This is a genomic window from Pseudoxanthomonas suwonensis 11-1 (genome assembly GCF_000185965.1).
GTDB lineage: Bacteria > Pseudomonadota > Gammaproteobacteria > Xanthomonadales > Xanthomonadaceae > Pseudoxanthomonas > Pseudoxanthomonas suwonensis_A.
The window spans coordinates 844,701-869,468 of record NC_014924.1 but is presented as its reverse complement, the minus strand read 5'-3'; the positions used below and the strand labels follow the sequence as shown (position 1 = coordinate 869,468).

Annotated in this window: 23 protein-coding genes and 1 riboswitch; of the genes, 17 read left to right on the top strand and 6 right to left on the bottom strand. The window is 72.4% G+C overall.

The window, feature by feature from the left end:
• Nucleotides 1–17: 17 nt before the first annotated feature.
• From PSESU_RS03840 to hemE, 7 genes are all read left to right on the top strand, one after another.
• On the top strand, nt 18–2,357 hold the full coding sequence (locus PSESU_RS03840; RefSeq protein ID WP_233275251.1) for a response regulator: 2,340 nt from the start codon (nt 18–20) through the stop codon (nt 2,355–2,357).
• Between the two features lie 35 nt (nt 2,358–2,392).
• On the top strand, nt 2,393–3,031 hold the full coding sequence (locus tag PSESU_RS03835) for a response regulator transcription factor (RefSeq protein WP_013534456.1): 639 nt from the start codon (nt 2,393–2,395) through the stop codon (nt 3,029–3,031).
• 141 nt (nt 3,032–3,172) lie between these two features.
• Nucleotides 3,173–3,451, top strand: coding sequence for a hypothetical protein (locus tag PSESU_RS03830; protein ID WP_013534455.1), 279 nt, complete (start codon nt 3,173–3,175; stop codon nt 3,449–3,451).
• Nucleotides 3,452–3,572: 121 nt separating this feature from the next.
• Nucleotides 3,573–4,115, top strand: coding sequence for a shikimate kinase (locus PSESU_RS03825; RefSeq protein WP_013534454.1), 543 nt, complete (start codon nt 3,573–3,575; stop codon nt 4,113–4,115).
• Entirely contained in the window at nt 4,112–5,218 is a 1,107-nt protein-coding gene (aroB, locus tag PSESU_RS03820; RefSeq protein WP_013534453.1) for a 3-dehydroquinate synthase, read from the top strand. Before PSESU_RS03825 ends, aroB begins: the two co-directional genes overlap by 4 nt.
• A 57-nt stretch (nt 5,219–5,275) precedes the next feature.
• The gene (locus PSESU_RS03815) at nt 5,276–5,536 is read left to right on the top strand and encodes a WGR domain-containing protein (protein ID WP_013534452.1); all 261 of its coding nucleotides are present in this window, start codon (nt 5,276–5,278) and stop codon (nt 5,534–5,536) included.
• Nucleotides 5,537–5,568: 32 nt separating this feature from the next.
• Nucleotides 5,569–6,642 (top strand): uroporphyrinogen decarboxylase, encoded by a 1,074-nt coding sequence (gene hemE / locus PSESU_RS03810; protein WP_013534451.1) that lies wholly within the window; start codon nt 5,569–5,571, stop codon nt 6,640–6,642.
• Between the two features lie 10 nt (nt 6,643–6,652).
• Here the strand turns inward: hemE and PSESU_RS03805 are convergent, their stop codons facing one another.
• Both PSESU_RS03805 and PSESU_RS03800 read right to left on the bottom strand, forming a co-directional pair.
• Complete coding sequence (locus tag PSESU_RS03805; RefSeq protein ID WP_013534450.1) at nt 6,653–7,606, bottom strand: hypothetical protein; 954 nt, start codon at nt 7,604–7,606, stop codon at nt 6,653–6,655.
• Nucleotides 7,603–11,166, bottom strand: a complete 3,564-nt coding sequence (locus PSESU_RS03800) for a hybrid sensor histidine kinase/response regulator (protein WP_013534449.1) — start codon at nt 11,164–11,166, stop codon at nt 7,603–7,605. Before PSESU_RS03800 ends, PSESU_RS03805 begins: the two co-directional genes overlap by 4 nt.
• Before the next feature lie 93 nt (nt 11,167–11,259).
• Here PSESU_RS03800 and PSESU_RS03795 point away from each other — a divergent pair, with 93 nt between their 5' ends.
• Genes PSESU_RS03795 through PSESU_RS03785 form a run of 3 tightly spaced genes read left to right on the top strand, consistent with a single transcriptional unit; the run spans nt 11,260 to nt 13,108 of the window.
• Nucleotides 11,260–11,967 carry a YceI family protein gene (locus tag PSESU_RS03795; RefSeq protein WP_049782286.1) on the top strand — a complete coding sequence of 236 codons (708 nt, stop codon included), beginning with the start codon at nt 11,260–11,262 and terminating at the stop codon, nt 11,965–11,967.
• Complete coding sequence (locus PSESU_RS03790) at nt 11,964–12,542, top strand: cytochrome b (protein WP_013534447.1); 579 nt, start codon at nt 11,964–11,966, stop codon at nt 12,540–12,542. Before PSESU_RS03795 ends, PSESU_RS03790 begins: the two co-directional genes overlap by 4 nt.
• Nucleotides 12,539–13,108 carry a YceI family protein gene (locus tag PSESU_RS03785; RefSeq protein WP_013534446.1) on the top strand — a complete coding sequence of 190 codons (570 nt, stop codon included), beginning with the start codon at nt 12,539–12,541 and terminating at the stop codon, nt 13,106–13,108. Before PSESU_RS03790 ends, PSESU_RS03785 begins: the two co-directional genes overlap by 4 nt.
• Nucleotides 13,109–13,142: 34 nt before the next feature.
• On the opposite strand, the gene PSESU_RS03780 is transcribed toward PSESU_RS03785, so the two are convergent.
• The gene (locus PSESU_RS03780) at nt 13,143–13,370 is read right to left on the bottom strand and encodes a glutaredoxin family protein (protein WP_013534445.1); all 228 of its coding nucleotides are present in this window, start codon (nt 13,368–13,370) and stop codon (nt 13,143–13,145) included.
• Between the two features lie 113 nt (nt 13,371–13,483).
• Between PSESU_RS03780 and PSESU_RS03775 the strand changes: the two genes are divergently transcribed.
• A complete protein-coding gene (locus PSESU_RS03775) occupies nt 13,484–14,866 on the top strand; it encodes an L-serine ammonia-lyase (RefSeq protein WP_013534444.1) in 1,383 nt (460 codons plus the stop codon).
• 15 nt (nt 14,867–14,881) lie between these two features.
• Here the strand turns inward: PSESU_RS03775 and PSESU_RS03770 are convergent, their stop codons facing one another.
• Genes PSESU_RS03770 through metX form a run of 3 tightly spaced genes read right to left on the bottom strand, consistent with a single transcriptional unit; the run spans nt 14,882 to nt 18,197 of the window.
• Entirely contained in the window at nt 14,882–15,925 is a 1,044-nt protein-coding gene (locus tag PSESU_RS03770) for a homoserine dehydrogenase (RefSeq protein WP_041764428.1), read from the bottom strand.
• Between the two features lie 44 nt (nt 15,926–15,969).
• Nucleotides 15,970–17,202, bottom strand: a complete 1,233-nt coding sequence (locus PSESU_RS03765; RefSeq protein ID WP_013534442.1) for an O-succinylhomoserine (thiol)-lyase — start codon at nt 17,200–17,202, stop codon at nt 15,970–15,972.
• Nucleotides 17,199–18,197, bottom strand: a complete 999-nt coding sequence (metX, locus tag PSESU_RS03760; RefSeq protein ID WP_013534441.1) for a homoserine O-succinyltransferase MetX — start codon at nt 18,195–18,197, stop codon at nt 17,199–17,201. Before metX ends, PSESU_RS03765 begins: the two co-directional genes overlap by 4 nt.
• A gap of 79 nt (nt 18,198–18,276) precedes the next feature.
• Nucleotides 18,277–18,395, bottom strand: a riboswitch (SAM riboswitch).
• A 187-nt stretch (nt 18,396–18,582) separates the two neighbouring features.
• Between metX and PSESU_RS03755 the strand changes: the two genes are divergently transcribed.
• The 6 genes from PSESU_RS03755 (at nt 18,583) to trhA (ending at nt 24,750) form a co-directional block, all read left to right on the top strand.
• Nucleotides 18,583–19,485 (top strand): M23 family metallopeptidase, encoded by a 903-nt coding sequence (locus tag PSESU_RS03755; RefSeq protein WP_013534440.1) that lies wholly within the window; start codon nt 18,583–18,585, stop codon nt 19,483–19,485.
• 101 nt (nt 19,486–19,586) lie between these two features.
• Nucleotides 19,587–19,979, top strand: coding sequence for a GntR family transcriptional regulator (locus PSESU_RS03750; RefSeq protein WP_013534439.1), 393 nt, complete (start codon nt 19,587–19,589; stop codon nt 19,977–19,979).
• The gene (locus PSESU_RS03745) at nt 19,976–20,878 is read left to right on the top strand and encodes an ABC transporter ATP-binding protein (protein ID WP_013534438.1); all 903 of its coding nucleotides are present in this window, start codon (nt 19,976–19,978) and stop codon (nt 20,876–20,878) included. The genes PSESU_RS03750 and PSESU_RS03745 overlap by 4 nt, the downstream gene beginning before the upstream one ends.
• Nucleotides 20,875–22,266, top strand: coding sequence for a hypothetical protein (locus PSESU_RS03740; protein ID WP_013534437.1), 1,392 nt, complete (start codon nt 20,875–20,877; stop codon nt 22,264–22,266). Before PSESU_RS03745 ends, PSESU_RS03740 begins: the two co-directional genes overlap by 4 nt.
• 103 nt (nt 22,267–22,369) lie before the next feature.
• On the top strand, nt 22,370–23,974 hold the full coding sequence (locus PSESU_RS03735) for a peptide chain release factor 3 (RefSeq protein WP_013534436.1): 1,605 nt from the start codon (nt 22,370–22,372) through the stop codon (nt 23,972–23,974).
• Between the two features lie 104 nt (nt 23,975–24,078).
• The gene (gene trhA / locus PSESU_RS03730) at nt 24,079–24,750 is read left to right on the top strand and encodes a PAQR family membrane homeostasis protein TrhA (protein ID WP_013534435.1); all 672 of its coding nucleotides are present in this window, start codon (nt 24,079–24,081) and stop codon (nt 24,748–24,750) included.
• Nucleotides 24,751–24,768 lie beyond the last annotated feature (18 nt).

Here is a 24,768-nt window from a genome sequence, read left to right as displayed (position 1 = left end):
CTAGGGCCCGGACGCTCTTGTCCCCGGCCCTGGCCTGCGCGCTCGCGGCGCTGCTGCCAGGCCCGGCGTTCGCGGCACCGGCCACCCCGCCCACGCTGGCCTGGGCGGCTGGTGGCGCGCTGGCCGGCGTCCTCGCCACTGCAGGCTGGATCCACCTGCGCCAGCGGCGGCGCCAACGCCGGCACGGGTTGCCGGATGCCACCGCCGTACTCGAATCCCTGCCCTGTGCCGCCTTCCTCAAGGACGCCCATGGCCGCTACATCGCGGTGAACCGGCATTTCGAGGCGCACTACGGCTGCTCCCGCGAGCAGGTGCTGGGGCGCACGCTGGCCGATGTCCCGCAACTGCATGGCGCCGACAGCGAGGTACTGCTGCAGGTCGAAAGACGGCTGCGCCAGACCGGCGACCCGGTCGCCTGCGAGATCGGCCACAGCGGCGGCGACGCCCCGCGCACCCTGCGCCTGCGCCTGCAGCCCCTCCCCGGCGGGCAGGCGAAAGGCGTGGTGCTCGGCACCATGGCCGACGTCACCGACCTGCAGGAGGCACGCCGCGCCACCGAGGCGGCAACGCATACCGCGGGCACCTTCCTGTCCCTGGTCAGCCACGAGATCCGCACCCCGATCGCCGGGGCGCTGGGCATCGTCGAGCTGATGGCGCACACGCCGCTGGACCCGGAGCAGGTGCACATGCTGGGCATGCTCGAGGAGTCGGTCGAGGGCCTGCTCGAGATCCTCGGCGACATCCTCGACTTCTCGCGCCTGCAGGCCGGCGAACTGCGCCTGGACGAAGGAGAGGTCGACCTGCGCGCGGTGTTCGACGAACTGGTCGCCGGCACGGCGGCGCTCGCCGGCGAGCGCGGCCTGCGCCTGCACGCCCGCGTTGACCACCGGTTGGCCGCCGCCTATCGCGGCGACCCGGTGCGCCTGCGCCAGGTGCTGGCCTGGCTGCTGTCCAGCGCGGTGCGCACCACCGCAAGCGGAGTGCTCGAGCTGCAGGCCGAGGTCCTGTCCACGGCCCGCGGCGTGCAGCGCCTGCGCCTGGCCGTGGCCGGCAACGGCGTCGCCGCCAGTGTTTCCCCTGCGGAGGGCAACATGCGTCCCGGTGGACTGGCCCTGGGACTGGCCATCTGCCAGCACCTCGTGCGGCTGATGCACGGCGAACTGGTGCTGTCGCAGCTCGATGGCGACGGCGCCCTGGCCAGCCTGGAACTGGAGCTTCCGGTGGAGCGCGCGCTGCAGCCGCTGCCGGGAGTTGTCGGGCGCGTGGCCCTGGCCTGCACCATCGACCCGCGCACCGGGCGTGCCCTGTGCGAAGGCCTGGTCGCGCTCGGCCTGCGGGTGCTGGAGACCACCCCTTCCAGCGTGTTCCACCTGCAGCCCGGCGACGCCGACCTGGTCCTGGTCGACGCCCCGCTGGTACGCGCCGGCCGGGTGCCTCCGGGCATCCCGCACATCTGCCTGCACGACCCCTCCGATCCATTGCCGCCGCCGGAGGACTGCATCGTCCTGCCGGTCGCGCCGCTGCTGTGGCGCAACCTCGACCACGCCTGCCGGGTCGCGCTCGGCCTGCCCACGCAGGAGGCACCGGCGGCGCTGCAGGTCCAGCGCCAGGCGGCGCGGATCCTGGTCGCCGAGGACCATCCCATCAACCGCGCGGTGATCTCGCGCCAGCTGCAGCGGCTGGGCTATCCGCACGAGATCGTGTGCGACGGCGAGGAGGCGCTGCGGGCGCTGGCGACCACGCGCTACGACCTGCTGGTCACCGACTGCCACATGCCCGGCCTGGACGGCTACGAGCTGGCCCGGCGGATCCGCGGGCGCGAGGACGGCGGCGGCCGGCTGCCGATCATCGCCCTGTCCGCCAGCGTCCTTCCCGGGCATGTCTCGCGCTGCATCGAGGCGGGGATGGACGACTTCCTGGCCAAGCCGGTGCAGCTGCACGAACTGGAACTGAAGCTCGCCCGCCACCTGCCGGCCGGCGCCGCGCCCGCTCCGGCCGAGCCGGCGGCGCAGGCCGATGCCAGCGCCGCCTACCGCCAGCTGGGACTGCTGATGGAGGCCTTCGGTTCGGTGCGCCAGGTGCGCGAGGTCCTGCACGGCCTGCTGGAGACCTGCCGCGCCGACCTGGATGCACTGGACCAGGCCTTCGCCTGCGGCGACACTCGCAGCCAACGGGAACTGCTGCACCGCATCACGGGTTCGTTGCGGCTGATCGGCCTGCCGCCCGGCGCCGCCGCGCCGGGCGAGGCGGACGGCCCCGCGGCGAGACGCGACGAGGTACTCCGGCACATGGACTGGCTCGAGGAGCTGATCGACAGCCTCGGCCCGCTGGAGCCGAACATCGCCGCGCGCCGCTAGGTACCCAACGCAACGGCCATGGACGGTCCCACCAGATGAACAAGCTGCGCATCATCCTCGCCGACGACCACCCGGTGGTCCGGAGCGGCCTGCGCCTGCTGCTGGAATCCGGCGGCATGGTCGAGGTCGTGGCCGAGGCGGGAAGCCCGGCGTCGCTGTTCCGGGCCCTGGCCAGGTCCGAGGTGGACCTGCTGCTGACCGACTTCCTCATGCCCGGCGGCGACGGCGTCGACGGCCTGGACATGCTCTCGCGCCTGCGCGCGCACTGGCCGCGCTTGCCGGTGGTGGTGCTGACCATGGCCGGCAACCCGAACGTGCTGCAGGCGATCCTCGGCACCGGCGTGCGCGGCCTGCTCGACAAGTCCGACGCCCTGCCCGAACTGAGCATGGCCATCGCCGCGGTCGCCAATGGCCGCAGCTACATCGGCAGCGGCGTGCGCAACGCGCTGGACGCGCACATGCGCAACGACGTCGGCGGCGTGGCCCTGTCGCGGCGCGAGACCGAGGTGCTGCGCCTGTTCGCATCCGGGATGACCGTGTCGGAGATCGCGCGCCACCTCAACCGCAGCGTCAAGACCATCAGCCACCAGAAGGTCGGCGCGATGACCAAGCTCGGTCTGCACAACGACCTGGAGATCTACGCCTACGCGCGCGAGAACGGGCTCATTCCGTAGGACTTTCCTGACAGCGGATTCTGAAAAATCCCCGGCGTCCGCCGCCTGTCGTCGGCAGCCCTCCTTTCCAACGCGCAACGTGCACGTCGTTTGCGAGGATTCGCATGGAACTGCGACGTGTCTCGCAGTGATGATCGGCCCATGGACACGGAAACGGCCCTCGCACTGCCCCCCCCGCAGCCCCTGGCCCAGTTCATGGCCGCGCCGCCGGGCGTACCCCCCGTCCCGCACTGGGAGCACCTGCTCCCGGACGCGGTCGCCCAGGCTTGGCGACGCGATCCCGAAGTGCTGTCGCAGTTGCTGGGCCAGCTCCTGGCCTGCCACCTCGGCCGCCGCAACGGGCACATGGACGAGACGCTCGACGAGTTGCACCTGATGGTCGCCATGGAACTGCAGGCGTTGGCAGGCTTCCCCGACTGAGCCGGCAACGGCAGGCGATCCGCAGGCTGCGCCAGGCACGGCAGGACGACGCTTGCGCCGCCCCAGGGCGGCGTGGCTTCGTTTCAGCCGTGACCGAGCGCCTTTGCTAGCATCGGTCGCCATGAATCCCGCTCCCAACCTCGTGCTGGTCGGTCCGATGGGCGCCGGCAAGTCGTCCATCGGCCGGCGCCTCGCCGAGCGCTTCGGCCTGGCCTTCGTCGACGCCGACGCCTACATCGAGCAGCGCACCGGCGCCAGCATCAGTGCGATCTTCGACCACGTCGGCGAAGCGGGTTTCCGCGAACGCGAGAGCGTCGCCCTGGGCGAACTGCTGGCCAGCAACGGCCAGCTGGTGGCGACCGGCGGCGGTGCGGTGCTGGACGCGGGCAACCGCCAGCTGATGCGCGAACGCGGCTTCGTGGTCTACCTCAGCGCCGGCATCGACTCGCAGCTCAAGCGGCTCAGCCGCGACCGCACCCGCCCGCTGCTGCAGCGTGGCGACCGCGAGCAGGTGCTGCGCGACCTGGCCGCGTTCCGCGAGCCGCTGTACCGCGAGGTCGCCGACCTGGTGATGGACACCGACGGACTCACCGCGGCCGAGGCCGCCAGCCGCCTGGCCCTGCGCCTGGCCGAGGGCTGGACCATCAGCGGAGTGGCCGCATGAGTGCCGCACGCACGGTCCAGGTCGGCGGCAGCCATCCCTACACCATCACCATCGGCCCGGGCCTGCTGCAGGACGGCGCGGCGCTGGCCGCGCACGCCCGCGGCCGCCACGTGCTGCTGGCCAGCGACACCCAGGTCGCGCCGCTGTACGCGGCCGGCGTGGAGGCGGCACTGCGTGCCGCGCGCCCGGACCTGGCCATCGCCACCCACGTGATCCCGGCGGGCGAGTCGCACAAGACCCTCGACACCCTGGCCACCACCTTCGACGCGCTGGCCGCCCTGGGCGCGACCCGCGACGCCACGGTCTTCGCCCTCGGCGGCGGCGTGGTCGGCGACCTGGCCGGTTTCGCCGCGGCCTGCTGGATGCGCGGCGTGGACTGCGTGCAGCTGCCCACCACCCTGCTGTCGATGGTCGACTCCTCGGTCGGCGGCAAGACCGCGGTCGACATCCCGCAGGGCAAGAACCTGGTCGGCGCCTTCCATCCGCCGCGCGCGGTGGTGGCCGACACCGCCACCCTGCGCACCCTGCCGCCGCGCGAGCTGCGTGCCGGGCTGGCCGAGGTGGTCAAGTACGGCGCCCTCGGCGACCTGCTGTTCTTCCAGTGGCTGGAAGCCGAGCGCAAGGCGCTGCTGGCCGGCGACGACCACGCCCTGGCCGAGGCCATCGCCCGCAGCTGCGAGCACAAGGCGGCGATCGTCGAGCGCGACCCGCTGGAGAAGGGCGAGCGCGCCCTGCTCAACCTCGGCCACACCTTCGGCCACGCGATCGAGGCCGAGCAGGGCTATTCCGGCGGCGGCAGCGAGGCGCTGGTGCATGGCGAGGCGGTGGCGGTGGGCATGGTCCTGGCCGCGCGCATGTCCGCGGCGCTGGGCATGGCTCCCGACGGGGACACCGCGCGCCTGGAACGCCTGCTGGAGGCGCTCGGGCTGCCGACCCGGGTCCCGGCCGGCCTGGATCCGGAAGCGCTGCTGGCACGCATGCGCCTGGACAAGAAGAACGTGGCCGGGCGCCTGCGCCTGGTCCTGTGGCGCGGGATCGGCCGCGCCGAGGTGGTCCCGGACGTGGACGAGGCCGCGGTCCTGGCCCTGCTGCGCGACGCCTGAACCCGGCCGCCGGCCTTCGCGCGGACGCCAGCCCCGCTCCGGCTACAATCGGCACCCATGCGCATCCTCCTGCAGCAGCGCCCCGTGCCGGGCGAAGCCCCCCGTTACCTGCAGCTGACCCTGCAGCCGGACCTGTTCGGCGGCTGGGAGCTGCTGCGCGAGAGCGGCCAGATCGGCGGCAAGTCGCAGCTGCGGCGCGAGCAGTACCTGCTCCAGGACGAGGCCATCGCCGCCTTCGAGAAGGCCCGCGACGCGCAGGTCAAGCGCGGCTTCCAGGTGATGTTCGTCGCCGGGGCCGACGCCCCGCGCCGCGCCTGAGCGCACCACCCATTCCCGTACAAGGTTCCGAAGTGCCCCAGACCCTCGCAAACGACCGCCTGCTGCGCGCCCTGCGCCGGCAGCCCGTGGACCGCACGCCGGTGTGGCTGATGCGCCAGGCCGGCCGCTACCTGCCGGAGTACCGCGCCACCCGCGCCCGCGCCGGCAGCTTCCTGGCCATGGCCAAGAACCCGGAACTGGCCTGCGAGGTCACCCTGCAGCCGCTGCGCCGCTTCCCGCTGGACGCGGCGATCCTGTTCTCGGACATCCTCACCGTGCCCGACGCGATGGGCCTGGGCCTGTACTTCGCCGAGGGCGAGGGCCCGAAGTTCGAGCGCCCGATCCGCGACGAGGCCGACGTGGCCCGCCTGGCGGTGCCGGACATGGAGACCGAGCTGGGATACGTGATGGACGCGGTGCGCGTGATCCGCCGCGAGCTCGACGGCTCGGTGCCGCTGATCGGCTTCTCCGGCAGCCCCTGGACCCTGGCCTGCTACATGGTCGAGGGCGGCGGCAGCGACAACTATTCGAAGATCAAGGCGATGGCCTTCAACCGCCCGGAGCTGCTGCACCGCCTGCTGGGCGTGGTCACCGAATCGGTCATCGCCTACCTGGCCGCGCAGCGTGCCGCCGGCGCCCAGGCGCTGCAGGTGTTCGACACCTGGGGCGGGGTGCTGTCGCCGACGCTCTACCGCGAGTTCTCCCTGCCCTACCTGCAGCGCATCGCGCGCGAGCTGGAACGCGGCGAGGGCGAGGACCGCACCCCGCTGATCCTGTTCGGCAAGGGCAACGCGCCGTACCTGGAGGTGCTGGCCGCGACCGGCACCGACGCGGTAGGCGTGGACTGGCTGGTCGACCTGGCCGAGGCCGCGCGCCGCACCGGCGGCAAGGTCGCGCTGCAGGGCAACCTCGACCCGGCCACCCTGTACGGCAGCCCCGAGGCGATCGCCAGCGAGGCCGCGCGCGTGCTCGACAGCTATGCCGAAGGCAATGGCGGTTCGCGCGAGGGCCACGTGTTCAACCTCGGCCACGGCATGTCCCCGGACATGAGCCCGGAGCACGTCGCCGCGCTGGTAGAGGCGGTGCACAGGCACAGCGCGCGCTGAGACGAGCGCCTCAGCCGGTGCTGCGCCAGCGTGCGCGGAGCCGGCCAGCCGGCGCCTGCCGTCCGCGGCGGGCGCTGGTGTCGCGGTATTCGATGCGGATCTCGCGCCAGCCCTCCGGCACCAGCGGCTCGATCTCCTCCGGCGCCACGCAGCCCGGATAGAGCGCATCGCCCATCATCCGCGCCAGTGCCTCGGCACGGCCCGCCTCGGCGCGCGCCACCTCGATGCCACCCAGGGTCACCACCGCGCTGGGCGCGGCTTCCGGATCGCTGTAGCTGGCCAACACCTGCGGTGCCTGCGGGTCGGGCAGGGTGTCGACCACGCGCAGGCGCCGCGGCAGCCAGCAGTCGCCGGTGCTGGTGATGCGCAGCTGCCGGGAAATCCCGCCCATGAAGGCCTGCACCTCGCGCGGCAGTTCGCCCCGCTGCAGGTGCTGCCGCGGCGCGCTGGCGCGCGCCTTGACCAGGTGCAGGTTGCGCGCGAACAGCAGCATGGCCGAACCCAGGCCTTCGCCGGGATACTCCAGCTCCAGCACCCAGGCTGGTACCGGCGGCCCGCCACCCTGGCCGGGCAGGTGCACGGACTGCAGTTCGCCCAGCCGCGCATCGCGGCCGCCCTGCGCGGCGGCCTGGCCGATGTTGCCGCGTTCCGCCTGGGCCACACGGGCCAGGTTCGCCTCGCGCATCGGCCCGCCCGGGTAGATGTACAGGTCCAGCCAGGCATCGCCGTGCACGTAGCGCACCGAGACCCCGTGCGCCTGTTCCTGCATGCGCTGCTCGCCCACCGCGCGCCACTTGCCCACCTTCAGCGGATACACCACCCGGGTCTGCTGCAGCAGGCCGCCCAGCAGCCTTGGTCCCTCTGCGGCCTGCGCCTGAGCCGCGCCGCCTGCGGCCAGCGCGCTGCCACTCCAGCCCAGCGCCGCGGCCGCGATCCATGCCCGCCAGCGCGAGCGCGGCCTCATGTGCCGGTCCGCTCCGGCAGCGCGGCGGCGATCGCCGCGCCCAGCATCTCGCCGGTCACCGGCTTGCGCAGGAAGCCGTTGAAACCGGCCGCGAGCGCCAGCTGCTCCGCCTCGCCGTCGGTACGCGCGGTCACCGCCACCAGCGGCGAGGTGAAGCCCTGCGCGCGCAGCTGGCGTGCCAGGGCGATGCCGTTCATGCCCGGCAGATCCAGGTCGAGGAAGGCCAGGTCGAAGTGCGCCACGGCCACGTCGGCCAGCGCCGCCAGCGCGTGTGGCGCGTGGGCCACGCAGTGGCCGCGGGCGCGCAGCAGGTTGCAGATGACCTCCGCCACCGTCGCGTCGTCCTCCACCAGCAGCAGGTCGAGCGGACGCACCGCCGGCACCGGCTGCGGCGTGCTGCGCGGCTGCGGATCCGGCGCGGCTGCGGTGGGCAGCGGCAGCTGGACGCGGAACGCGGTGCCGTGGCCGAGGGTGCTGTCGACCTCGATCCGTCCGCCCATCGCCACCGCCAGCTCCTGGCAGATCGCCAGGCCCAGGCCGCTGCCGCCGTAGCGCGAGGTGGTGCGGGCGCCATCGGCCTGCTCGAAGCGGCGGAACAGGCGTGCCTTCTGTTCCTCGCTCAGGCCCGGGCCGGTGTCGCGGACCACGAAGACCAGGCCTTCCGGCGAGACCGTGCCCAGTTCCAGCACCACCTCGCCGCGGTCGGTGAACTTGACCGCGTTGCCCAGCAGGTTGAGCAGGATCTGGCGCACGCGTCCGGGATCGCCGCGCACCGCCGCCGGCATCTCCGGCGCGACCCGCAGGTGGAAGGCCAGCCCGCGCTGCTCGGCCACCGGCGCCATCAGCCCGGCGACCTCCTCGGCCAGCGCCACCGGGTCGAAGTCCTGCGAATCCAGTTCCAGCTTGCCGGCCTCGATGCGGGCCAGGTCCAGGGCGTCGTTGACCAGCCGCAGCAGGTGGTCGCCGGCGCGGCGGATCGATTCGACGTAGCTGCGCTGGCGGCTGTCCAGGCTGGTGTCCAGCAGCAGTTCGCTCATGCCCAGCACGCCGGTCATCGGCGTGCGCACCTCGTGGCCGAGGGTCGCCAGGAAACGGCTCTTGGCCATCGACGCCTGCTCGGCCAGCTCGCGCTTGTGCAGGGCCAGCTGCCATTGCGCGCGCGAACGCACCCGGCGCCGGTACAGCCAGCCGCCGCCTACGATCAGCAGCAGTACCAGCAGCACCGCCACCAGCGTCGCCCAGGTCGTGCGCCACCACGGCGGTGCCACCGAGAAGCCGAACTCCTGCACCGGCGACCAGCTGCTGTGGTGGCCCAGCGAGGCCTGCAGCTGCAGGCGGTAACTGCCCGGCGGCAGCTGCGAGAACATGCGCGCGCCGCCGCGCATCTCGACCCAGTCGCTGTCGAAGCCGAGCAGGCGCGAGCGGTAGCGGTGCGAGCCGGGGTCGTCGTAGGACAGCAGGCGCAGCACCACTTCCAGGTCCTGGTCGTCGGGACCAAGCTCGAACCCACCGGCCTGGGGCAGGTCCACCCAGGCATCGCCGCGGCGCACGCGCAGGGCGTCGATCACCAGCCGCGGCGATACCGGCGGCGGATCGGCGAGATTGGTGTCCAGCAGCAGCAGCGAGCCGTCGCCGGTGGAGGCCACCAGCACGCCGTCCTCGTCGATGGCGATTGCGCGGTCCACGAATTCCTGGCTGGGCAGGCCCTCGCGCACGCCGAACGGACGTACCCGCGCCGGCAGCCCGCCATCGGGCGGATCGATCCGGAACAGGCCGCGACGGGTCGCCAGCCACAGCCGGCGGCGTGCGTCGATGCGCATGCCGGTGGCCTCGGTCGCGGGGATGCCCTCCGATACGCCCAGCCGCAGCTGGCGGGTCCATTCCACCCGCCCGCGCTGCCACAGCTCCAGGCCCGACAGGCGCTGCAGCCACAGCCGGTCCTGGCCATCGAGCGCGAAGCCATGGACGTTGCCGGCCTCGCCGTCGCCGTCCAGGCCCGGCAGCGGCACGAAGCCCTGGGCGACCGGGTCCCAGCGCCGGATCGTGCCGCCGGAGGCGATCCACGGCACCCCGCCGGGACCGATGGAGACGGTGGAGAAGTCCGCGCTGTCCAGGCCGGGGGTCTTGCCCGCGCGCAGTTCGGCCAGCACCTTGCCCTCGAGGTCGCGCTGCTGCATGCCGGCGCCGGTGAAGGCCAGCCACAGCGAGCCGTTGGGCGATTCCAGGATCCATTCCAGTGGACCGCGGCCCATCACCGCGTCCTCCAGGTTGAGCGCCGACCACAGCCGCCGCGGCTTGTCGCCATCCAGCCGCATCAGGGCGCCGCTGCGGCCCAGCCACAGCCTGCCGCGGCTGTCCTGCAGCGCGCTGCGGATGCTGGCCGGGGACAGTTCGCCGGTCGCGCCGATGGTTTCCACGAACACCGCGCGCGAGGTGTCCAGGCGCCCGCCGATGTCGGAGTTGCCACTGAGCCAGACGCCGCCGCCGGCCGCCGCGGTGACCACGCGGTACGAACCGCCACTGAAACCCTGCGCCGGGCCCAGCACCGCCGTCCGGCGCCAGTCGGCACGCAGGTAGCCCAGGCCCTGGGTTGGCAGGCCGACCCACAGGCCGCCGTCCACGTCGTGCAGCATTGCCTGGATGGTGCTGCTGGGTGCGGGCATGTCCGGCCCATGGCCCACCGCCACCGGCACGCCCGAGGCCGGCACGTGCCACAGGCCCGAGGTGGTCGCCACCCAGTAGCCGCCCTGGCCGTCGCCGCTCATCGCGGTGACCGCACGCCTGGCGCTGAACTGCGGCGCCCAGGATGGCGTCTCCCAGCTGCCGTCGTCGCGCATGCGGTAGAGGCCCTGCGGAGTCCCGACCCAGGTCGTCTTGCCGTCGCGCCACAGCGCGGTCACCGGCGGATAGGGATCGCCACCGGGCAGGGGCAGGCGTCGGACCTTGGAAGTCTTGTCGGCGCAGTGGGCCAGGCCGTTGAGGGTGGCCACCAGGATGGTCTGGCCCTCCTGGTCCATGGAGATGCCCATGATCGCCCGGTCCAGGGTGGCGTCGATCTCCGGGTCGCGCGCGCGCATGCGCTTGAGTTCGCCCTCGCCGTCGATCCGGTACAGGCCGCCGCCGAAGGTGCCCAGCCATATCTCGTCGCCGCGCCCGGTGATGGTGAAGACGTCGTCGCTCTCCAGCTGCGGATGGGTGGCGCGACGGTAGTGCTGGAAGCCGTCGCGGCGCGTGTCCATGACGCTGACGCCGCCGCCCTCGGTGGCCACCCAGATGCGGTTGCGGCCGTCGACGTAGAGCGCCTGGATCAGGTTGCCCGGGAGCGAGGAGGGATTCTCCGGATCGTGCTGCCAGACCTGGAAGCCGACCCCGTCGTAGCGTGCCAGGCCGTCCCAGGTCGCGACCCACAGGTAGCCATCGTGGTCGCGGGCGATTCCCCCGACCGTGGTCGACGGCAGCCCGTCACCCGGCCCGAGGACGCGGAAGCGCGGCAATTCCGGCACCGCGGCGTGCAAAACGCCGGACAGCGCCAGCAACAGGCACAGCCAGAACAGCCGCATGACGTCCTCGAGGTCGACCCCGCTGCGAATCGTCGCAACGCAGGGGGGCCGGCGCAAGCCGCACGCCGCCGGCTTGTGCCTAGAATGCCGGCGATGGCCCCAGCCCCCGCCCGCCTGCGCCGTTCCGCTGCCGCCCTGCTGGGGGGCCTGGTCCTGCTGGCCGCCACGGCCGCGGCCGAGCCGGCCCGCTACGCCCTGGACCCGGTCCACACCCGGGTCATGTTCGCCGTGTCCCACGCCGGCTTCTCCCAGGCCCTGGGCACGGTGTCCGGCAGCGAGGGCATCCTCGAGTTCGATCCGCAGGACTGGAGCAGCGCCCGCCTGGACGTGCGGGTGCCGCTGCAGCGCCTGGACCTGGGCGACGAGGACTGGAACCGCGCCACCCTGGCCCGCCGCCTGCTCGACGCCGGACGCTGGCCGGAGGCCCGCTTCGTCTCCGAGCGGGTCGAGCCTCTGGGGGCGGACCGTTTCATCGTCCACGGCCAGCTGAGCCTGCGCGGGGTCACCCGGCCGCTGGCGCTGGAAGTCGGCTTCAACCAGCTGCGGCGCCACCCGATGCCGCCGTTCCGGCGCACCGCCGGCTTCTCCGCGCGCGCCAGCCTCAGCCGCTCCGACTACGGCATCGATGCCTGGCCGACGATGATCGGCGACCAGGTCGAGCTGCGGATCGAGGCCGAGGCGGTGCGCAGCAGCCGGGCCGCTGCGCCCGGTGAACCCGGCGAAACGGAAACAGCTGGTTCCGATCCGTCCACTGCCGCACCCTTGCCACCTGCTTCCGGGGAGGACAACGTCCAGCCATGAGCCTGAAGAACATCGAACGCTGGGGTGGCATCAGCCAGTTCCTGCACTGGACCATCGCCGTGCTGATCCTGGCCATCGGCGCGGTCGGCCTGGTGATGGGCGAACTGCCGCGCTCGCCGAAGTATTTCTGGGTGTACACCGCGCACAAGTCGCTGGGACTGACCGTGCTGGCGCTGGTGCTGGTGCGCATCGGCTGGCGCCTGTACGCCGGTGCGCCCCCGGCGGTGCCGGGCACGCCGCGCTGGCAGGCCTGGCTGGCCGCCATGGTGCACGTGCTCCTCTATGGAATGGCCCTGGCAATGCCGCTTTCCGGCTGGCTCTACGACTCCGCCAGCGGCCTGCGTCCGTTCCGCTGGTTCGGCCAGCTGGAGGTGCCGAAGCTGGTCGCGCCGGACGAGGCCCTGGCCGGGGCCGCGCACGGCTGGCACGAGACGCTGTTCTGGGTGCTCCTGCTGCTGGTCGCCGCGCACGCCGGCGCAGCGCTGTACCACCATTTCGTCAGGCATGATGCGACCCTGGCGCGGATGCTGCCGCGCCGGAAGACCACGCTCCCCCCGCGCGAGGACCCTCGATGAAGCCGTTGCTGACCACTCCCGCCGCCGTCGCCGCGCTCCTGGCCGGCATGCTCGTTTCCGCGCCTGCGGCCGCCGCCGACTACGTCCAGGCCGAGGGCTCGAACCTGGCCTTCGCCAGCCGCTACGACGGCGAACTGTTCACCGGCCGCTTCCAGGACTTCAGCACCCGCCTGCGCTTCGATCCCGCCAGGCCCGCCGAGGGCAGGCTGGAAGTGACCATCAGCCTGGCCAGCGCGGCCACCGGCAACCAGGACCGCGACTCCACCCTGCGCACCGCCGACTTCTTCGACATCGGCCGCCACGCCCAGGCGCGCTACACCGCCACCGGCTTCCGCAAGCTCGACGATGGCCAGTACGCGGCCGATGGCACCCTGGAGCTGCGCGGCATCAGCAAGCCGGTGACCCTGACCTTCAGCTGGGACACCTCCGGCGCGCAGCCGGTGCTGAGCGGCCGTGCGGTCGTGCAGCGCCTGGACTTCGGCGTGGGCGGCGGCGACTGGGCCGACACCGGGGTGATCCCCAACGCGGTCAACGTCAGCACCCGGGTGGTGTTCAGCCAGCCCTGACGCTGCAGGCGGCCGGGACCGGCCGCCCGGCTTCTCAGCCCGCCAGCCAGCCGCGCAGGCGGGCCTCGTCGAACGGCCAGTCCAGCTCGCGTCCGGCTGCATCGCGCAGCACCGGCACGCGGGTGCCGTAGCGCTCCTCCAGCGCCTCGTCGCCGTCGATGAACACGCTCTCCGGCTCCGGCGTGCGCGCCGCGGCCAGGACTTCCAGCGCCTGGTCGCAGAGGTGGCAGTCGTCGCGCTGGTACAGCACCAGTCCGGCCATGGCAGCTCCGGCAGGGATCGAGGGGCGGCTACCTTAGCCGCTGCGCCGCGCCGCGTCATGGCCGTTTCTTTCGCAACCAATACAATGGACGGCCCGACTCAGCGGTTGCCGCGATGGCCGTCAGCACCTTCGACCTGTTCAAGATCGGCATCGGTCCGAGTTCCTCGCACACCGTGGGCCCGATGCGCGCCGCCGCGCGTTTCGTCGGCCACTGGCTGGTGGAGCCCGGACGGGTGGCCGAGGTGGCGCGGGTGCGCGCCGAGGTGTTCGGCTCGCTTGCCCTGACCGGCCGCGGCCACGGCACCGACAAGGCCCTGCTGCTGGGCCTGGAGGGCCACCACCCGGATACTGTCGATCCGGACGCCATCCCCGGCCTGCTCGAGCGCATCCGCGCCGAGGGCAGCCTGCGCCTGGCGCCCGGGCACGCCATCGCCTTCGACGAGAAGCGCGACCTGGTGATGAACAAGCGCCAGAAGCTGCCGTTCCACACCAACGGCATGCGCTTCACCGCCTACGACGCCAGCGACGCGGTGCTGGCCACCCGCGACTACTACTCGGTGGGCGGCGGCTTCGTGGTCAATCCGGACGAGGCCGCCGAGGACCGCATCGTCCCGGACGACACCCCGCTGCCCTACCCGTTCTCCAGCGGCGACGAGCTGCTGCAGCGCTGCGCCGACAGCGGCCTGCCGATCGCGCGGGTGATGTTCGCCAACGAACGCGCATGGCGCAGCGAAGCGGAGATCCACGACGGCCTGCGCGCGATCTGGAACGCGATGCAGGTCTGCGTCGCGCGCGGCATCCGCGCCGACGGCACCCTCCCCGGCGGCCTGCACGTGGCGCGGCGCGCGCCGGGCCTGTACCGCGAGCTGTCCTCCAAGCCGGAGGCGGCGATGCGCGATCCGCTGACCACCCTGGACTGGGTCAACCTCTACGCCCTGGCGGTGAACGAGGAGAACGCCGCCGGCGGACGCGTGGTCACCGCCCCGACCAACGGCGCGGCCGGCATCATCCCGGCGGTGCTGCACTACTACGACCGCTTCTGCCCCGGCAGCAACGAGCAGGGCGTGTTCGACTTCCTGCTCACCGCCGCGGCGATCGGCATCCTCTACAAGGAGAATGCCTCGATCTCCGGCGCCGAGGTCGGCTGCCAGGGCGAGGTCGGCGTGGCCTGTTCGATGGCCGCCGCCGGGCTGGCCGCGGCGCTCGGCGCCAGCCCCGGCCAGGTCGAGAACGCCGCCGAGATCGGCATGGAGCACAACCTGGGCCTGACCTGCGACCCGATCGGCGGCCTGGTGCAGATTCCCTGCATCGAGCGCAACGCGATGGGCGCGGTCAAGGCGATCAACGCCGTGCGCATGGCCATGCGCGGCGACGGCCAGCACAAGGTCTCGCTGGACAAGGTGATCCGCACCATGCGCGACACCGGCCGCGACATGCAGGACAAGTACAAGGAAACCAGCCGCGGCGGCCTGGCGGTCAACGTCATCGAGTGCTGAGCCGCACGCGGCGGTTCACGCCGCGATGCGCAGCACGTCGTCCAGCAGGGCCGCCGCGGTGATGTCGGCTCCCGCGCCCGGTCCCTGGATCAGCAGCGGCTGGTCGCGGTAACGGTCGGAGCGGATCGCCACGCGGTTGTCGGTACCGGCACCTGCAGCAAGCGGATGGCTCGGCGGCAGCACCTGCAGCGAGGCACGCGCGCCATCGGCGTCGAAGCTGCCGACGAAGCGCAGGCAGCCGCCCAGCGCGCGGGCCTGGTCCAGCCGCGAGGCCAGCGGCGCGTCGAGCCGTTCCAGCGCGCCCGCCACCCGCTGGACCGGCAGCGAAGCCAGTTCCGGCGGCACCAGTGATTCCACCTGCACCTGGCGGATCTCGAGCGGCAGTCCCGCCGCGCGCGCCAGGATCAGCAGCTTGCGGCGCACGTCCTCGCCGGAAAGGTCCACCCGCGGATCCGGCTCGGTAAAGCCGGCGGCCGCTGCCTCCGCCACAAGGGCCGAGAACGGCCGGCTGCCGTCGTAATGGTTGAACAGCCAGGCCAGCGAACCGGACAGCACGCCTTCCACCGCGTGGATGCGGTCACCGCCGGCCACCAGCCCGCGCAGGCTGCGCAGCAGCGGCAGGCCGGCGCCGACCGTGGCGCCGTCGCCATAGCTGGCGCCGCTGCGCGCCTGCGCCTCGCAGATCGCCTGCGACCGCGCCAGCAGGCCGCCATGGCCAAGCTTGTTGGCGGTGACCACGTTGACGCCGCGCGCCAGCCATTCCGGATGCCAGTTGGCGACCAGCTCGCTGGCGGTGGCGTCGACCAGCACGTCGCCCTCGCGCAGCGCCTCGGCCTCGGCCCAGCCCTGCAGTTCTCCGGCGCGCAACGGTGCGGCAGCGGCCAGCGCCAGCGCTGCATCGAGGTCGCGACCGGCCTTGAGCACCGTGCGCGAATTGGCCAGCCACAGCACCGGGGGCAAGGCGAGGCCACGGGCCTGCAGCAGGTGGTAGCGCGCGACGAAGGCGCTCCCAACAGCGCCGGTGCCGAGCAGCGCCAGCCGGCGGGCGGGCGGCGCCAGCGGGCGGCGGCCCGCGGCACGGAGACCGGGGCCGGCGACCGCGCTCACGCCCGTGCCCGTTCGGCCGGCAGCGGCGCCGCCGCCTCGGCCGCGGCCAGCGCGGCCGCCACGTCGGCGACCAGGTCGTCGCTGGCCTCGATGCCGATCGACAGGCGCAGCAGTCCGTCGGAGATGCCGGCCTTGGCGCGCGCCTCCGGCGTCATCGCCGCATGGGTCATGGACGCCGGATGCGCGACCAGGCTTTCCACGCCGCCGAGCGACTCGGCCAGGGTGAACCAGCGCAGGCTGTCGACGAAGGCACGCACCGCCGGCTCGCCGCCGCGCAGCTCGAAGCTGAGCATCGCGCCGAAACCGGACTGCTGGCGTGCCGCGACGGCATGGCCCGGATGCGAGGCCAGGCCCGGGAAGTAGACCTTCTCCACCGCCGGATGGCCGTCCAGCAGCGCGGCGATGGCGTTGGCGTTCTCCTGGTGCACGCGCATCCGCGCATCGAGCGTGCGCAGGCCGCGCAGGGTCAGGAAACTGTCGAACGGCGAACCGGTCAGGCCCAGCGCGTTGGCCCACCACACCAGCTGCTGGTGGGTTTCGGCATCGGCCGCCACCACCGCGCCGCCGACCACGTCGCTGTGCCCGTTGACGTACTTGGTGGTCGAATGCAGCACCAGGTCCGCGCCCAGCGCCAGCGGCTGCTGCAACGCGGGCGAGAGGAAGGTGTTGTCGACTACCACCCGCGCGCCCGCGCGGTGCGCGGCGTCGATCACCAGGCGCAGGTCGGTGATGCGCAGCAGCGGGTTGGACGGGGTCTCGACCAGTACCAGCTTCGGCGAGGTGGCCAGCGCATCGGCCAGCGAGCACGGATCGGTGAGGTCGGCGGTGACCAGTTCGAAGTGGCCCTTGGCGGCCAGCGCGTTGAACAAGCGCCAGCTGCCGCCGTAGGCGTCGTGCGGCACCACCAGGCGGTCGCCCGGCTGCAGCAGCGCGTGCAGCACCAGGGTGATCGCGCCCATGCCGGTGGCGGTGACCACGCCGCCGGCACCGCCTTCCAGGTCGCTCAGCGCCTCGGCCAGCAGGTCGCGGGTCGGGTTCCCGCTGCGGGTGTAGTCGTACTGGCGCTTGTTTCCGAAGCCGTCGAAGCTGAAATTGCTCGACAGCACGATCGGGGGGGTGACCGCGCCGTAGGCGGTGTCGCGGTCGATGCCGGCGCGGACCGCGGCGGTGGCCGGGCGGCAGGCGGGGGTCACTTCGCTGGAAGCGATCGGGGAGGACTGGGTGCTCATGCGGCGGCTCCGTTGCCGCGCAGGACGGCGGCGAGAATGAGGTCGATGCGGTCGGTTTCCTTGAGGAAGGCGTCGTGCCCGTACGGCGAGCGCAGCACGCGCAGCTGGCCGCGGCCGGCCAGGCCTTCGACGAGGTTCACCGAATCGGACAGCGGCACCAGGCGGTCGCCTTCCACGGCGACCACGGTGACCGGCACCTGTACCGCGGCCGGATCGATGCGATGCAGGTCGATCGATTCGGACAGGCGCAGGAAGGCGGTGACCGGAGTGCGCGCCACGTACTGCGCGCCGGCGGCATCGAGGTAGTCCTCGGCGGCGCAACGCACGCGGCCGTTGACGATTTCCGGCGCGGCGTCGAAGCGCTCGCCGAATTCCTCGGGCGTGCGGTAGCTGAGCATCGCGAACTGGCGGGCCAGGGCGAGGCCGGCGGCATCCGCGCACTGCAGCTGGCCCAGCGCGACCGCGCGCCGCTGCAGCGCGCGCCAGGCGCAGGCATAGGGGTGCGGACGGTGCGCCCCGCTGACCGCGACCAGGTGGCGCAGCCGCGACGGATGCCGCGCCGCGAACTGCAGCCCGACCATCGCGCCGTAGGAATAGCCGACGAAGGCCTGCAGCCGCTCGATCCCGAGCGCGTCCAGCAGCAGCGCGACCGCGTCGGCCTGGTCGGCGGTATCCACCGGAACGTCGAGGCGGCCGTCGGCGGCGACGTAGTCGAAGGCCAGCACGCGCACCCGCGCCGGATCGAGCGTGCGGCCGTTGGCGACCAGCGCATTGGCCCAGCCCTTCTCGGGGAATTCCGCGCTGGCCGAGACATGGCGGTGGGCGGAGATGCCGCCGGCCACCAGCACCACCGGCGCCCCGGCCGGCCCCTGCAGCTCATACCGCAGGTTCACGCCCTGCACGCCGGCGTGGCGCATCGGCAGCGCCACGGCAACCTCGCCGCGCAGGGCGGTGGTACAGGGGGGCTCGTGGGTGAGGGCGGTGGCGGTGTTCACGGCGGCAATGGCGGATCCGGAAGGGTCAACGCCATCGAGCCTTTCGCGGGCCCGCGTCCGGCGTGCCTGCGGCACGCTCGAACCATCTTCCGGTGGACGCCAGGGTCCCCGCAGGATTTGGCACCTGGCAGGACGCTTGCGCGTCCGCTGGCTGCCCCGGCATCAAAGGGCCTGTCCCTCCGCCGGTCTCGATGGCGCGGCCAGATTGCCACCGCCCCGCGGGCATGTCAATCGCTCCATCTTGATTGAGAGATGAAACTAATTTCCGCGACCGGACCCCCGATAATCCGCCCATGCCCCGCTACCGCCCCCGCCCGCCCAGCCCCCGCTTCCGCGCACTTGCCGCGCCCATCCGTGACGCCCGGCCACGAGGCGGATCCGGCGCATGACCCTGGCAGCGCAGCGGGTCCTGCTCGCCCTGGCGATCCTCGTGCTGGGGGCCGCCCTGCCCGCCCACGCCTCGCGGTTCTGGCGCGGCAACGACGCCTCGCCCGCCACCGCACCCCGGCCGGACGCGGGCCGCAACGTCGAGCAAGGCGCGCCGGTATCCCTGCGCCTGGTCGACCGTGGCAGCCACCACGAGGTGCGGGTCGGCAACCGCCTGCCGGGTCCGGTCGAGGTGCAGCTGGGCCTGCGCAGGAGCGAGAACATCAGCGCGGTGCCGGCCATGCCGGTGCGGGCCACGGTCGGCGCGCGCGCCGAGGTGGTCGTCGCACGCCTGTACGCCAGCGATCCCGGCAAGCCCCACGGTTTCGACGTGCAGCTGGAGCAGACCCTGGGCGACCCGCACGCACGGCCACTGGACTACCGCTACGGCCTGCCGTTCGACCAGGCCCGGGTAAGCGTGGGCCAGGGCCCCGGCGGCCGTTTCAGCCACGACGACGCGCAGAACCGCCACGCCGTGGATTTCGCCCTGCCCGAGGGCACGCCGGTGCTGGCCGCGCGCGAGGGCGTGGTGCTGCAGCTCGAATCAGGCTTCGCCGGCACCGGACTGGACCGCGAGCGCTACGCCACCCGCGCCAACCAGGTCCGCATCCTGCATCCGGACGGCAGCATGGCCGTGTATGCGCACCTGGCACCCGAAGGCGTGCTGGTGCAGGTCGGCCAGCAGGTACGCAAGGGCCAGCAGATCGCGCTGTCGGGCAACACCGGTTACAGCACCGCGCCGCACCTGCACTTCGTGGTCCAGGTCAACCGTGGCATGCGCCTGGAATCGGTGCCGTTCCGCATGTTCGCCGGCCCCTCGGAACTGCGTTTCGCCCGCGGCGCGGATAGCGACGGCCATTGATCCGGCGCGGGCGCTGCCCGCCCCCCCTGCATCCCCGATCAGGCCCACCGCGCGCGCCGCACGGCTTGACACGGGCCGAGTGTATTGTTGTATTGATACACATGGATGCCTCCTCGCTACACATCAACCCGGGGTTGCCGGACCCGATCTACCGGCAGATCGCCGAGCAGATCCGGCGCCTCGCCAGCGCCGGCCACCTGCGGCCGGGCGACGCCCTGCCCTCCGTGCGCGAGGTCGCCGCGGTCCATGCCATCAACCCGATGACGGTCTCCCGTGCCTACAGCCAGCTAGAGGCCGAAGGCGTGCTGGAGCGCCTGCGCGGCAAGGGCATGGTCGTGGCCCATGGCGCCCGCCCCAGCGGGGGCGTGGCCGCACGCATGCAGCAGCTCGAGCCTGCCCTGCGCGAGGCCGCCCGCCACAGCCGAGAACTGGAACTCCCCGTCGACCGCGTGCTCGCGCGGTTGCGCCAACTCCTGGAAGAGGACGACGCATGAATGCCCTGGCCGTACCCGCACCCGTACTGGACACCGGAATGCCGCTCTCCGCGCGTGGCATCCACCTGGCTTATGGCCGCCACGAGGTACTGCGCGGAATCGAACTGGACGTACCGCAGGGCGAAGTGCTGGGCCTGGTCGGCCGCAACGGCGCCGGCAAGAGCAGCCTGATCGGCTGCCTGCTCGGCCTGCTGCGGCCGCAAGCCGGCGAGGCGCGGGTGATGGGCGCGCCGGCGCTGGCCCTGGACGAGGTGCGCAAGGCGCACCTGGGCTACGTGCCGCAGCAGCCGCAGGCGTTCTCGTGGATGAAGGTCGGCCAGTTGTTCGACTACCTGTCGCAGCTGTATCCGGACTGGGATCCGGCGCACGCCGCGGGCCTGCTGCAGCGCTGGGACATCGACCCGTCGCGGCCGATCGGCAAGCTCTCGCCCGGCCAGGCGCAGCGCCTGGCGATGGCCCGTGCGCTTGCCCCGCGCCCGTGGCTGCTGGTGCTGGACGAGCCGGCCTCGGCGCTGGACCCGGTGGCGCGCCGCGAACTGCTGCGCGAGCTGGTGACCCAGGCCATGGACTCGGGCACCACGGTGCTGTTCTCCAGCCACATCGTCAGCGACCTGGAACGCGTCGCCTCGCGGGTGGCCTTCCTGCACGAGGGCCGGCTGCTGCTCGACCGCCCGCTGGACGAGGTCAAGGACGAGGTCGTGCGCATCCACGTGCCGGCCGCGGCGGCCTCGCGCATCCCGGGCAGCCTTCCGGGCGAGCTGGTGCGCCGCCGGAGCGCCGGCGGCGAGCTGCAGCTTGTCGTGGCCGGCCGCAAGGGCTGGCAGGACCTGCTGCTGGTGGAAGGCGTGCGCGTCGACCGCCTGGGCCTGGAAGACCTGTTCATCGAGGTGGCCGGATGAGCGCCGCGAGCGTCCCCCTGCGCAGGGCCAACCCTGTTCCTGGCCCGCTGCGCACCGCCCTGGTCACCGGCGGCTGGACCTGGGGCGTGGTCGCGCTGGCCACCGCGCTTGGCCTGGCACTGTCGCTGCTGGGCAACAAGGGCAAGGCATTCGAAGTCTCGAGCGTGCTGGCCGCGGCGCTGACCATGTTCTGGGCCTTCCTGGCCGGCGGCCGCCTGGTCGCCATGGCCATCGCCGGCTGGCAGCTGCGCCTGCCGAACGCGGTCCGCCACGCGCTCGCTACCGGGCTGGTCATGCTGGCGCTGGCGGTCGCGCTTCCGGCCGCCGTGCTGGCGCTGGCCCTGGATGGGAGCTTCGCCATGGCCGCTGCGATCCTGTCCATCGGCGCCGCCATCGGGCTGTTCTGGGCCAGCATGCCGCCATGGACGATGCTGGCGATGATTGGCCTCAGCACGTTCATCGGCGCGATCCCGAAGAGCGCGTTCACTGCCATCGCCGGGATCGTCCAGGGGCCGGGGGCGCTGGCCATGGTCGCCGCCGCGATCCTGCTGCTGTGCGTCCCGTGCTGGGTGCTGATACCGCGCAGGATCGGGGAGGGTTCGGCCTGGACGGTCCCGGTGGCCGTGCAGCTGGGTCGCGGCAACCCCTTCGCCTCCACCGCCAGCCAGAACACCGGCGTGCTGACCCCGGAAACCCCGGTCGGAACCGGCCTGGCACAGGCACCCGACCAAGTCATGGGGATCGCCCTTGGCCCGGGCTTCGGCCGCAACTCGCTGCGTAACGTCGTTGTGTCGCAGGCGCCGGTCGTCGGCGTGATCCTGCTGTGGCTGTTCGCGGACCGCACCCTCACCACCACCACCAAGGTGCACATGGGCCTGGTCTGGGGGCCGGCGCTGGTCATCAGCAGCGGCATGGCGCCGCTGGCGCGCCTGCTCACCGTGTTCTGGCAGCCACGCCAGGGCCTGCACGAACTGGCGCTGCTGCCGGGCATGCCGGCACGGCCGGTGCCGGTGCTGGCCAGGCAGCTGGCGCTGCAGGTCCTGGTCCGGGCCGTACCCGCGCTCGCCATGGTGCTCGCCTTCGCCGTGTCCCGGGGCACCCCGGTGGAGCACTGCGTGCTGCTGGCCAGCGCCAGCCTGGGCAGCCTCTCGCTGCTGTGGGGCTGGACCCTCGTGGCCCTGCACACCCAGGCCGGACGCTGGTCGATCCTGGCGCTGTCGATCCTGCTGGCCCTCGCCAGCATGGCGCTGATGACTGCAGGGGACGTCGCCGGACCCATGCCGCGGGTGACGGCGGCCTATGCAGTGGCACTGGTCGCCGGCGTGGCCCTGCAGTTCATCGGCATCCGCCGCATGCGCGCACTGCCGCATCCCTGGCTGGGCAACTGAACCTGCCCGCGCGGGCCTGGCGGCGACGCCCGGCCCGCGACGGCGGCGGCCCGTATAATTGCCGGCTTCCCGCCCGACCCAGCGCCTCCCGGCGCCATCCCCCATGTCCGATGTCCCAACCGAAGCCGCGCGCCGGCGCACTTTCGCGATCATTTCGCACCCCGACGCCGGCAAGACCACGCTGACCGAAAAGCTGCTGCTGTTCGGGGGCGCGATCCAGATGGCCGGCTCGGTCAAGGGCCGCAAGGCCGCCCGCCACGCCACCTCCGACTGGATGGCGCTGGAGAAGGAGCGCGGCATCTCGGTGACCTCCTCGGTGATGCAGTTCCCCTACGAGGGCCGCATCGTCAACCTGCTCGACACCCCCGGCCACGCCGACTTCGGCGAGGACACCTACCGCGTGCTCACCGCGGTGGACTCGGCGCTGATGGTGATCGACGTGGCCAAGGGCGTGGAGGAGCGCACGATCAAGCTGATGGAGGTGTGCCGCCTGCGCGACACGCCGATCATGACCTTCATCAACAAGCTCGACCGCGAGGGCAAGGAACCAATCGAGCTGCTGGACGAGATCGAGACCGTGCTCGGCATCAAGTGCGCTCCGGTGACCTGGCCGATCGGCATGGGCCAGCGCCTGAAGGGCGTGGTCCACCTGGTCAGCGGCGAGGTCCACCTGTACGAGCCGGGCCGCAACTTCACCCGCCAGGACTCGACCATCTTCCCGTCGCTGGATGCACCGGGCCTGGAGGAGAAGATCGGCGCGGAGATGCTCGCCAACCTGCGCGAGGAGCTGGAGCTGGTGCAGGGCGCGGCCGATCCGTTCGACAAGGACAAGTACCTGCGCGGCGAACAGACCCCGGTGTTCTTCGGCTCGGGCGTGAACAACTTCGGCGTGCAGCCGCTGCTGGACTTCTTCGTCGAGCACGCGCCGCCGCCGCAGCCGCGCGCCACCACCGGCCGCGAGGTCGCGCCGCAGGAAGGCAGGCTCACCGGCTTCGTGTTCAAGATCCAGGCCAACATGGACCCGCAGCACCGCGACCGCGTCGCGTTCATGCGCGTGTGTTCGGGCAGGTTCAGCGCCGGCATGAAGGCCTTCCACGTGCGCAGCGGCAAGGAAGTGAAGCTGGCCAACGCCCTGACCCTCATGGCCTCCGACCGCGAGATCGCCGCCGAGGCCTGGCCGGGCGACGTGATCGGCATCCACAACCACGGCACCATTTCCATCGGCGACACCTTCACCGAAGGCGAGGCGCTGTCGTTCACCGGCATCCCGAACTTCGCCCCGGAACTGTTCCGCCGTGCGCGCCTGCGCGATCCGCTCAAGCTCAAGCAGCTGCAGAAGGGCCTGGCCCAGCTTTCCGAGGAAGGCGCGACCCAGTTCTTCCGTCCGCTGATGAGCAACGACCTGATCCTCGGCGCGGTCGGCGTGCTGCAGTTCGACGTGGTCGCCTACCGCCTGAAGGACGAGTACGGCGTGGACGCCAGCTTCGAGCAGGTCGGCGTGGCCACCGCGCGCTGGATCCAGTGCGACGACGCGAAGAAGCTGGAGGAGTTCCGCGAGAAGAACGCCATGAACCTGGCGATCGACGCGGCCGGCGAGCTGGTCTACCTGGCCCCGACCCGGGTCAACCTGCAGCTGGCGCAGGAACGCGCGCCGTCCGTGCGCTTCCTGGCCACCCGCGAACACGCGCACAGCGTAGGCGTGGACTGAGGTCATCCCCCTCTCCTTCCCGGAGAGGGGCTCCGGGCTTCCATCCGCTGCGCTGCCCGTGCGTATTGATGCAAGCTCACGCGGCCTGAGGTAACGTGCGCGCCATGCCGGTCGCCCCCTCGCCTGCACCATCGCCGAACCAGGACGCGCATTCGCTGCGCGACGAGATCGCCAATGCCCTGACCCATGGCCTGGGCGCGGCCGCGGCGCTGGCCGCCGGCGCGGTGCTGATCACGCTCGCGGCCATCTATGGCGACGGCTGGCAGCTGGCCGGCGCGATCGTGTTCGGCGTGGCGCTGCTGCTGCTCTACACCGCATCCACCCTCTACCACGCGATCCAGCACCCGGTGGCCAAGGGCCGCCTGAAGGTGTTCGACCACTGTGCGATCTACCTGCTGATCGCCGGCACCTACACGCCCTTCACGCTGGTCGGCCTGCGCGGCCCATGGGGCTGGAGCCTGTTCGCCGCGATCTGGACCCTGGCCGTGGCCGGCGTGGTGTTCAAGCTGTTCTTCACAGGCCGCTTCAAGCGCCTCTCCACCGCGATCTACATCGCCATGGGCTGGCTGGTGATCGTCGCGGCCAAGCCGATGCTTTCCTCGCTGGACACCTGGACCATCAGCTGGCTGCTGGGCGGTGGCGCGGCCTACACGCTCGGCACGGTCTTCTACCACCGCGAGTCGATCCCCTACTCGCACGCGATCTGGCACCTGTTCGTGATCGCCGGCAGCGTCTGCCACTTCGTCGCGGTCAGCGCCCAGGTCCTCCACGTCTGACACCCGCGCGCCCGCGCC

Coding starts and splice junctions, on each gene's coding strand:
- PSESU_RS03735 (WP_013534436.1), top strand. CDS start 22,370: ATGTCCGATGTCCCAACCGAAGCCGCGCGCCGGCGCACTTTCGCGATC.
- PSESU_RS03800 (WP_013534449.1), bottom strand. CDS start 11,166: ATGCGGCTGTTCTGGCTGTGCCTGTTGCTGGCGCTGTCCGGCGTTTTG.
- PSESU_RS03775 (WP_013534444.1), top strand. CDS start 13,484: ATGGCCGTCAGCACCTTCGACCTGTTCAAGATCGGCATCGGTCCGAGT.
- PSESU_RS03795 (WP_049782286.1), top strand. CDS start 11,260: ATGGCCCCAGCCCCCGCCCGCCTGCGCCGTTCCGCTGCCGCCCTGCTG.
- aroB (WP_013534453.1), top strand. CDS start 4,112: ATGAGTGCCGCACGCACGGTCCAGGTCGGCGGCAGCCATCCCTACACC.
- PSESU_RS03785 (WP_013534446.1), top strand. CDS start 12,539: ATGAAGCCGTTGCTGACCACTCCCGCCGCCGTCGCCGCGCTCCTGGCC.
- PSESU_RS03755 (WP_013534440.1), top strand. CDS start 18,583: ATGACCCTGGCAGCGCAGCGGGTCCTGCTCGCCCTGGCGATCCTCGTG.
- trhA (WP_013534435.1), top strand. CDS start 24,079: ATGCCGGTCGCCCCCTCGCCTGCACCATCGCCGAACCAGGACGCGCAT.
- PSESU_RS03765 (WP_013534442.1), bottom strand. CDS start 17,202: ATGAGCACCCAGTCCTCCCCGATCGCTTCCAGCGAAGTGACCCCCGCC.
- PSESU_RS03815 (WP_013534452.1), top strand. CDS start 5,276: ATGCGCATCCTCCTGCAGCAGCGCCCCGTGCCGGGCGAAGCCCCCCGT.
- PSESU_RS03745 (WP_013534438.1), top strand. CDS start 19,976: ATGAATGCCCTGGCCGTACCCGCACCCGTACTGGACACCGGAATGCCG.
- PSESU_RS03835 (WP_013534456.1), top strand. CDS start 2,393: ATGAACAAGCTGCGCATCATCCTCGCCGACGACCACCCGGTGGTCCGG.
- PSESU_RS03750 (WP_013534439.1), top strand. CDS start 19,587: ATGGATGCCTCCTCGCTACACATCAACCCGGGGTTGCCGGACCCGATC.
- PSESU_RS03805 (WP_013534450.1), bottom strand. CDS start 7,606: ATGAGGCCGCGCTCGCGCTGGCGGGCATGGATCGCGGCCGCGGCGCTG.
- PSESU_RS03830 (WP_013534455.1), top strand. CDS start 3,173: ATGGACACGGAAACGGCCCTCGCACTGCCCCCCCCGCAGCCCCTGGCC.
- PSESU_RS03790 (WP_013534447.1), top strand. CDS start 11,964: ATGAGCCTGAAGAACATCGAACGCTGGGGTGGCATCAGCCAGTTCCTG.
- PSESU_RS03740 (WP_013534437.1), top strand. CDS start 20,875: ATGAGCGCCGCGAGCGTCCCCCTGCGCAGGGCCAACCCTGTTCCTGGC.
- PSESU_RS03780 (WP_013534445.1), bottom strand. CDS start 13,370: ATGGCCGGACTGGTGCTGTACCAGCGCGACGACTGCCACCTCTGCGAC.
- PSESU_RS03825 (WP_013534454.1), top strand. CDS start 3,573: ATGAATCCCGCTCCCAACCTCGTGCTGGTCGGTCCGATGGGCGCCGGC.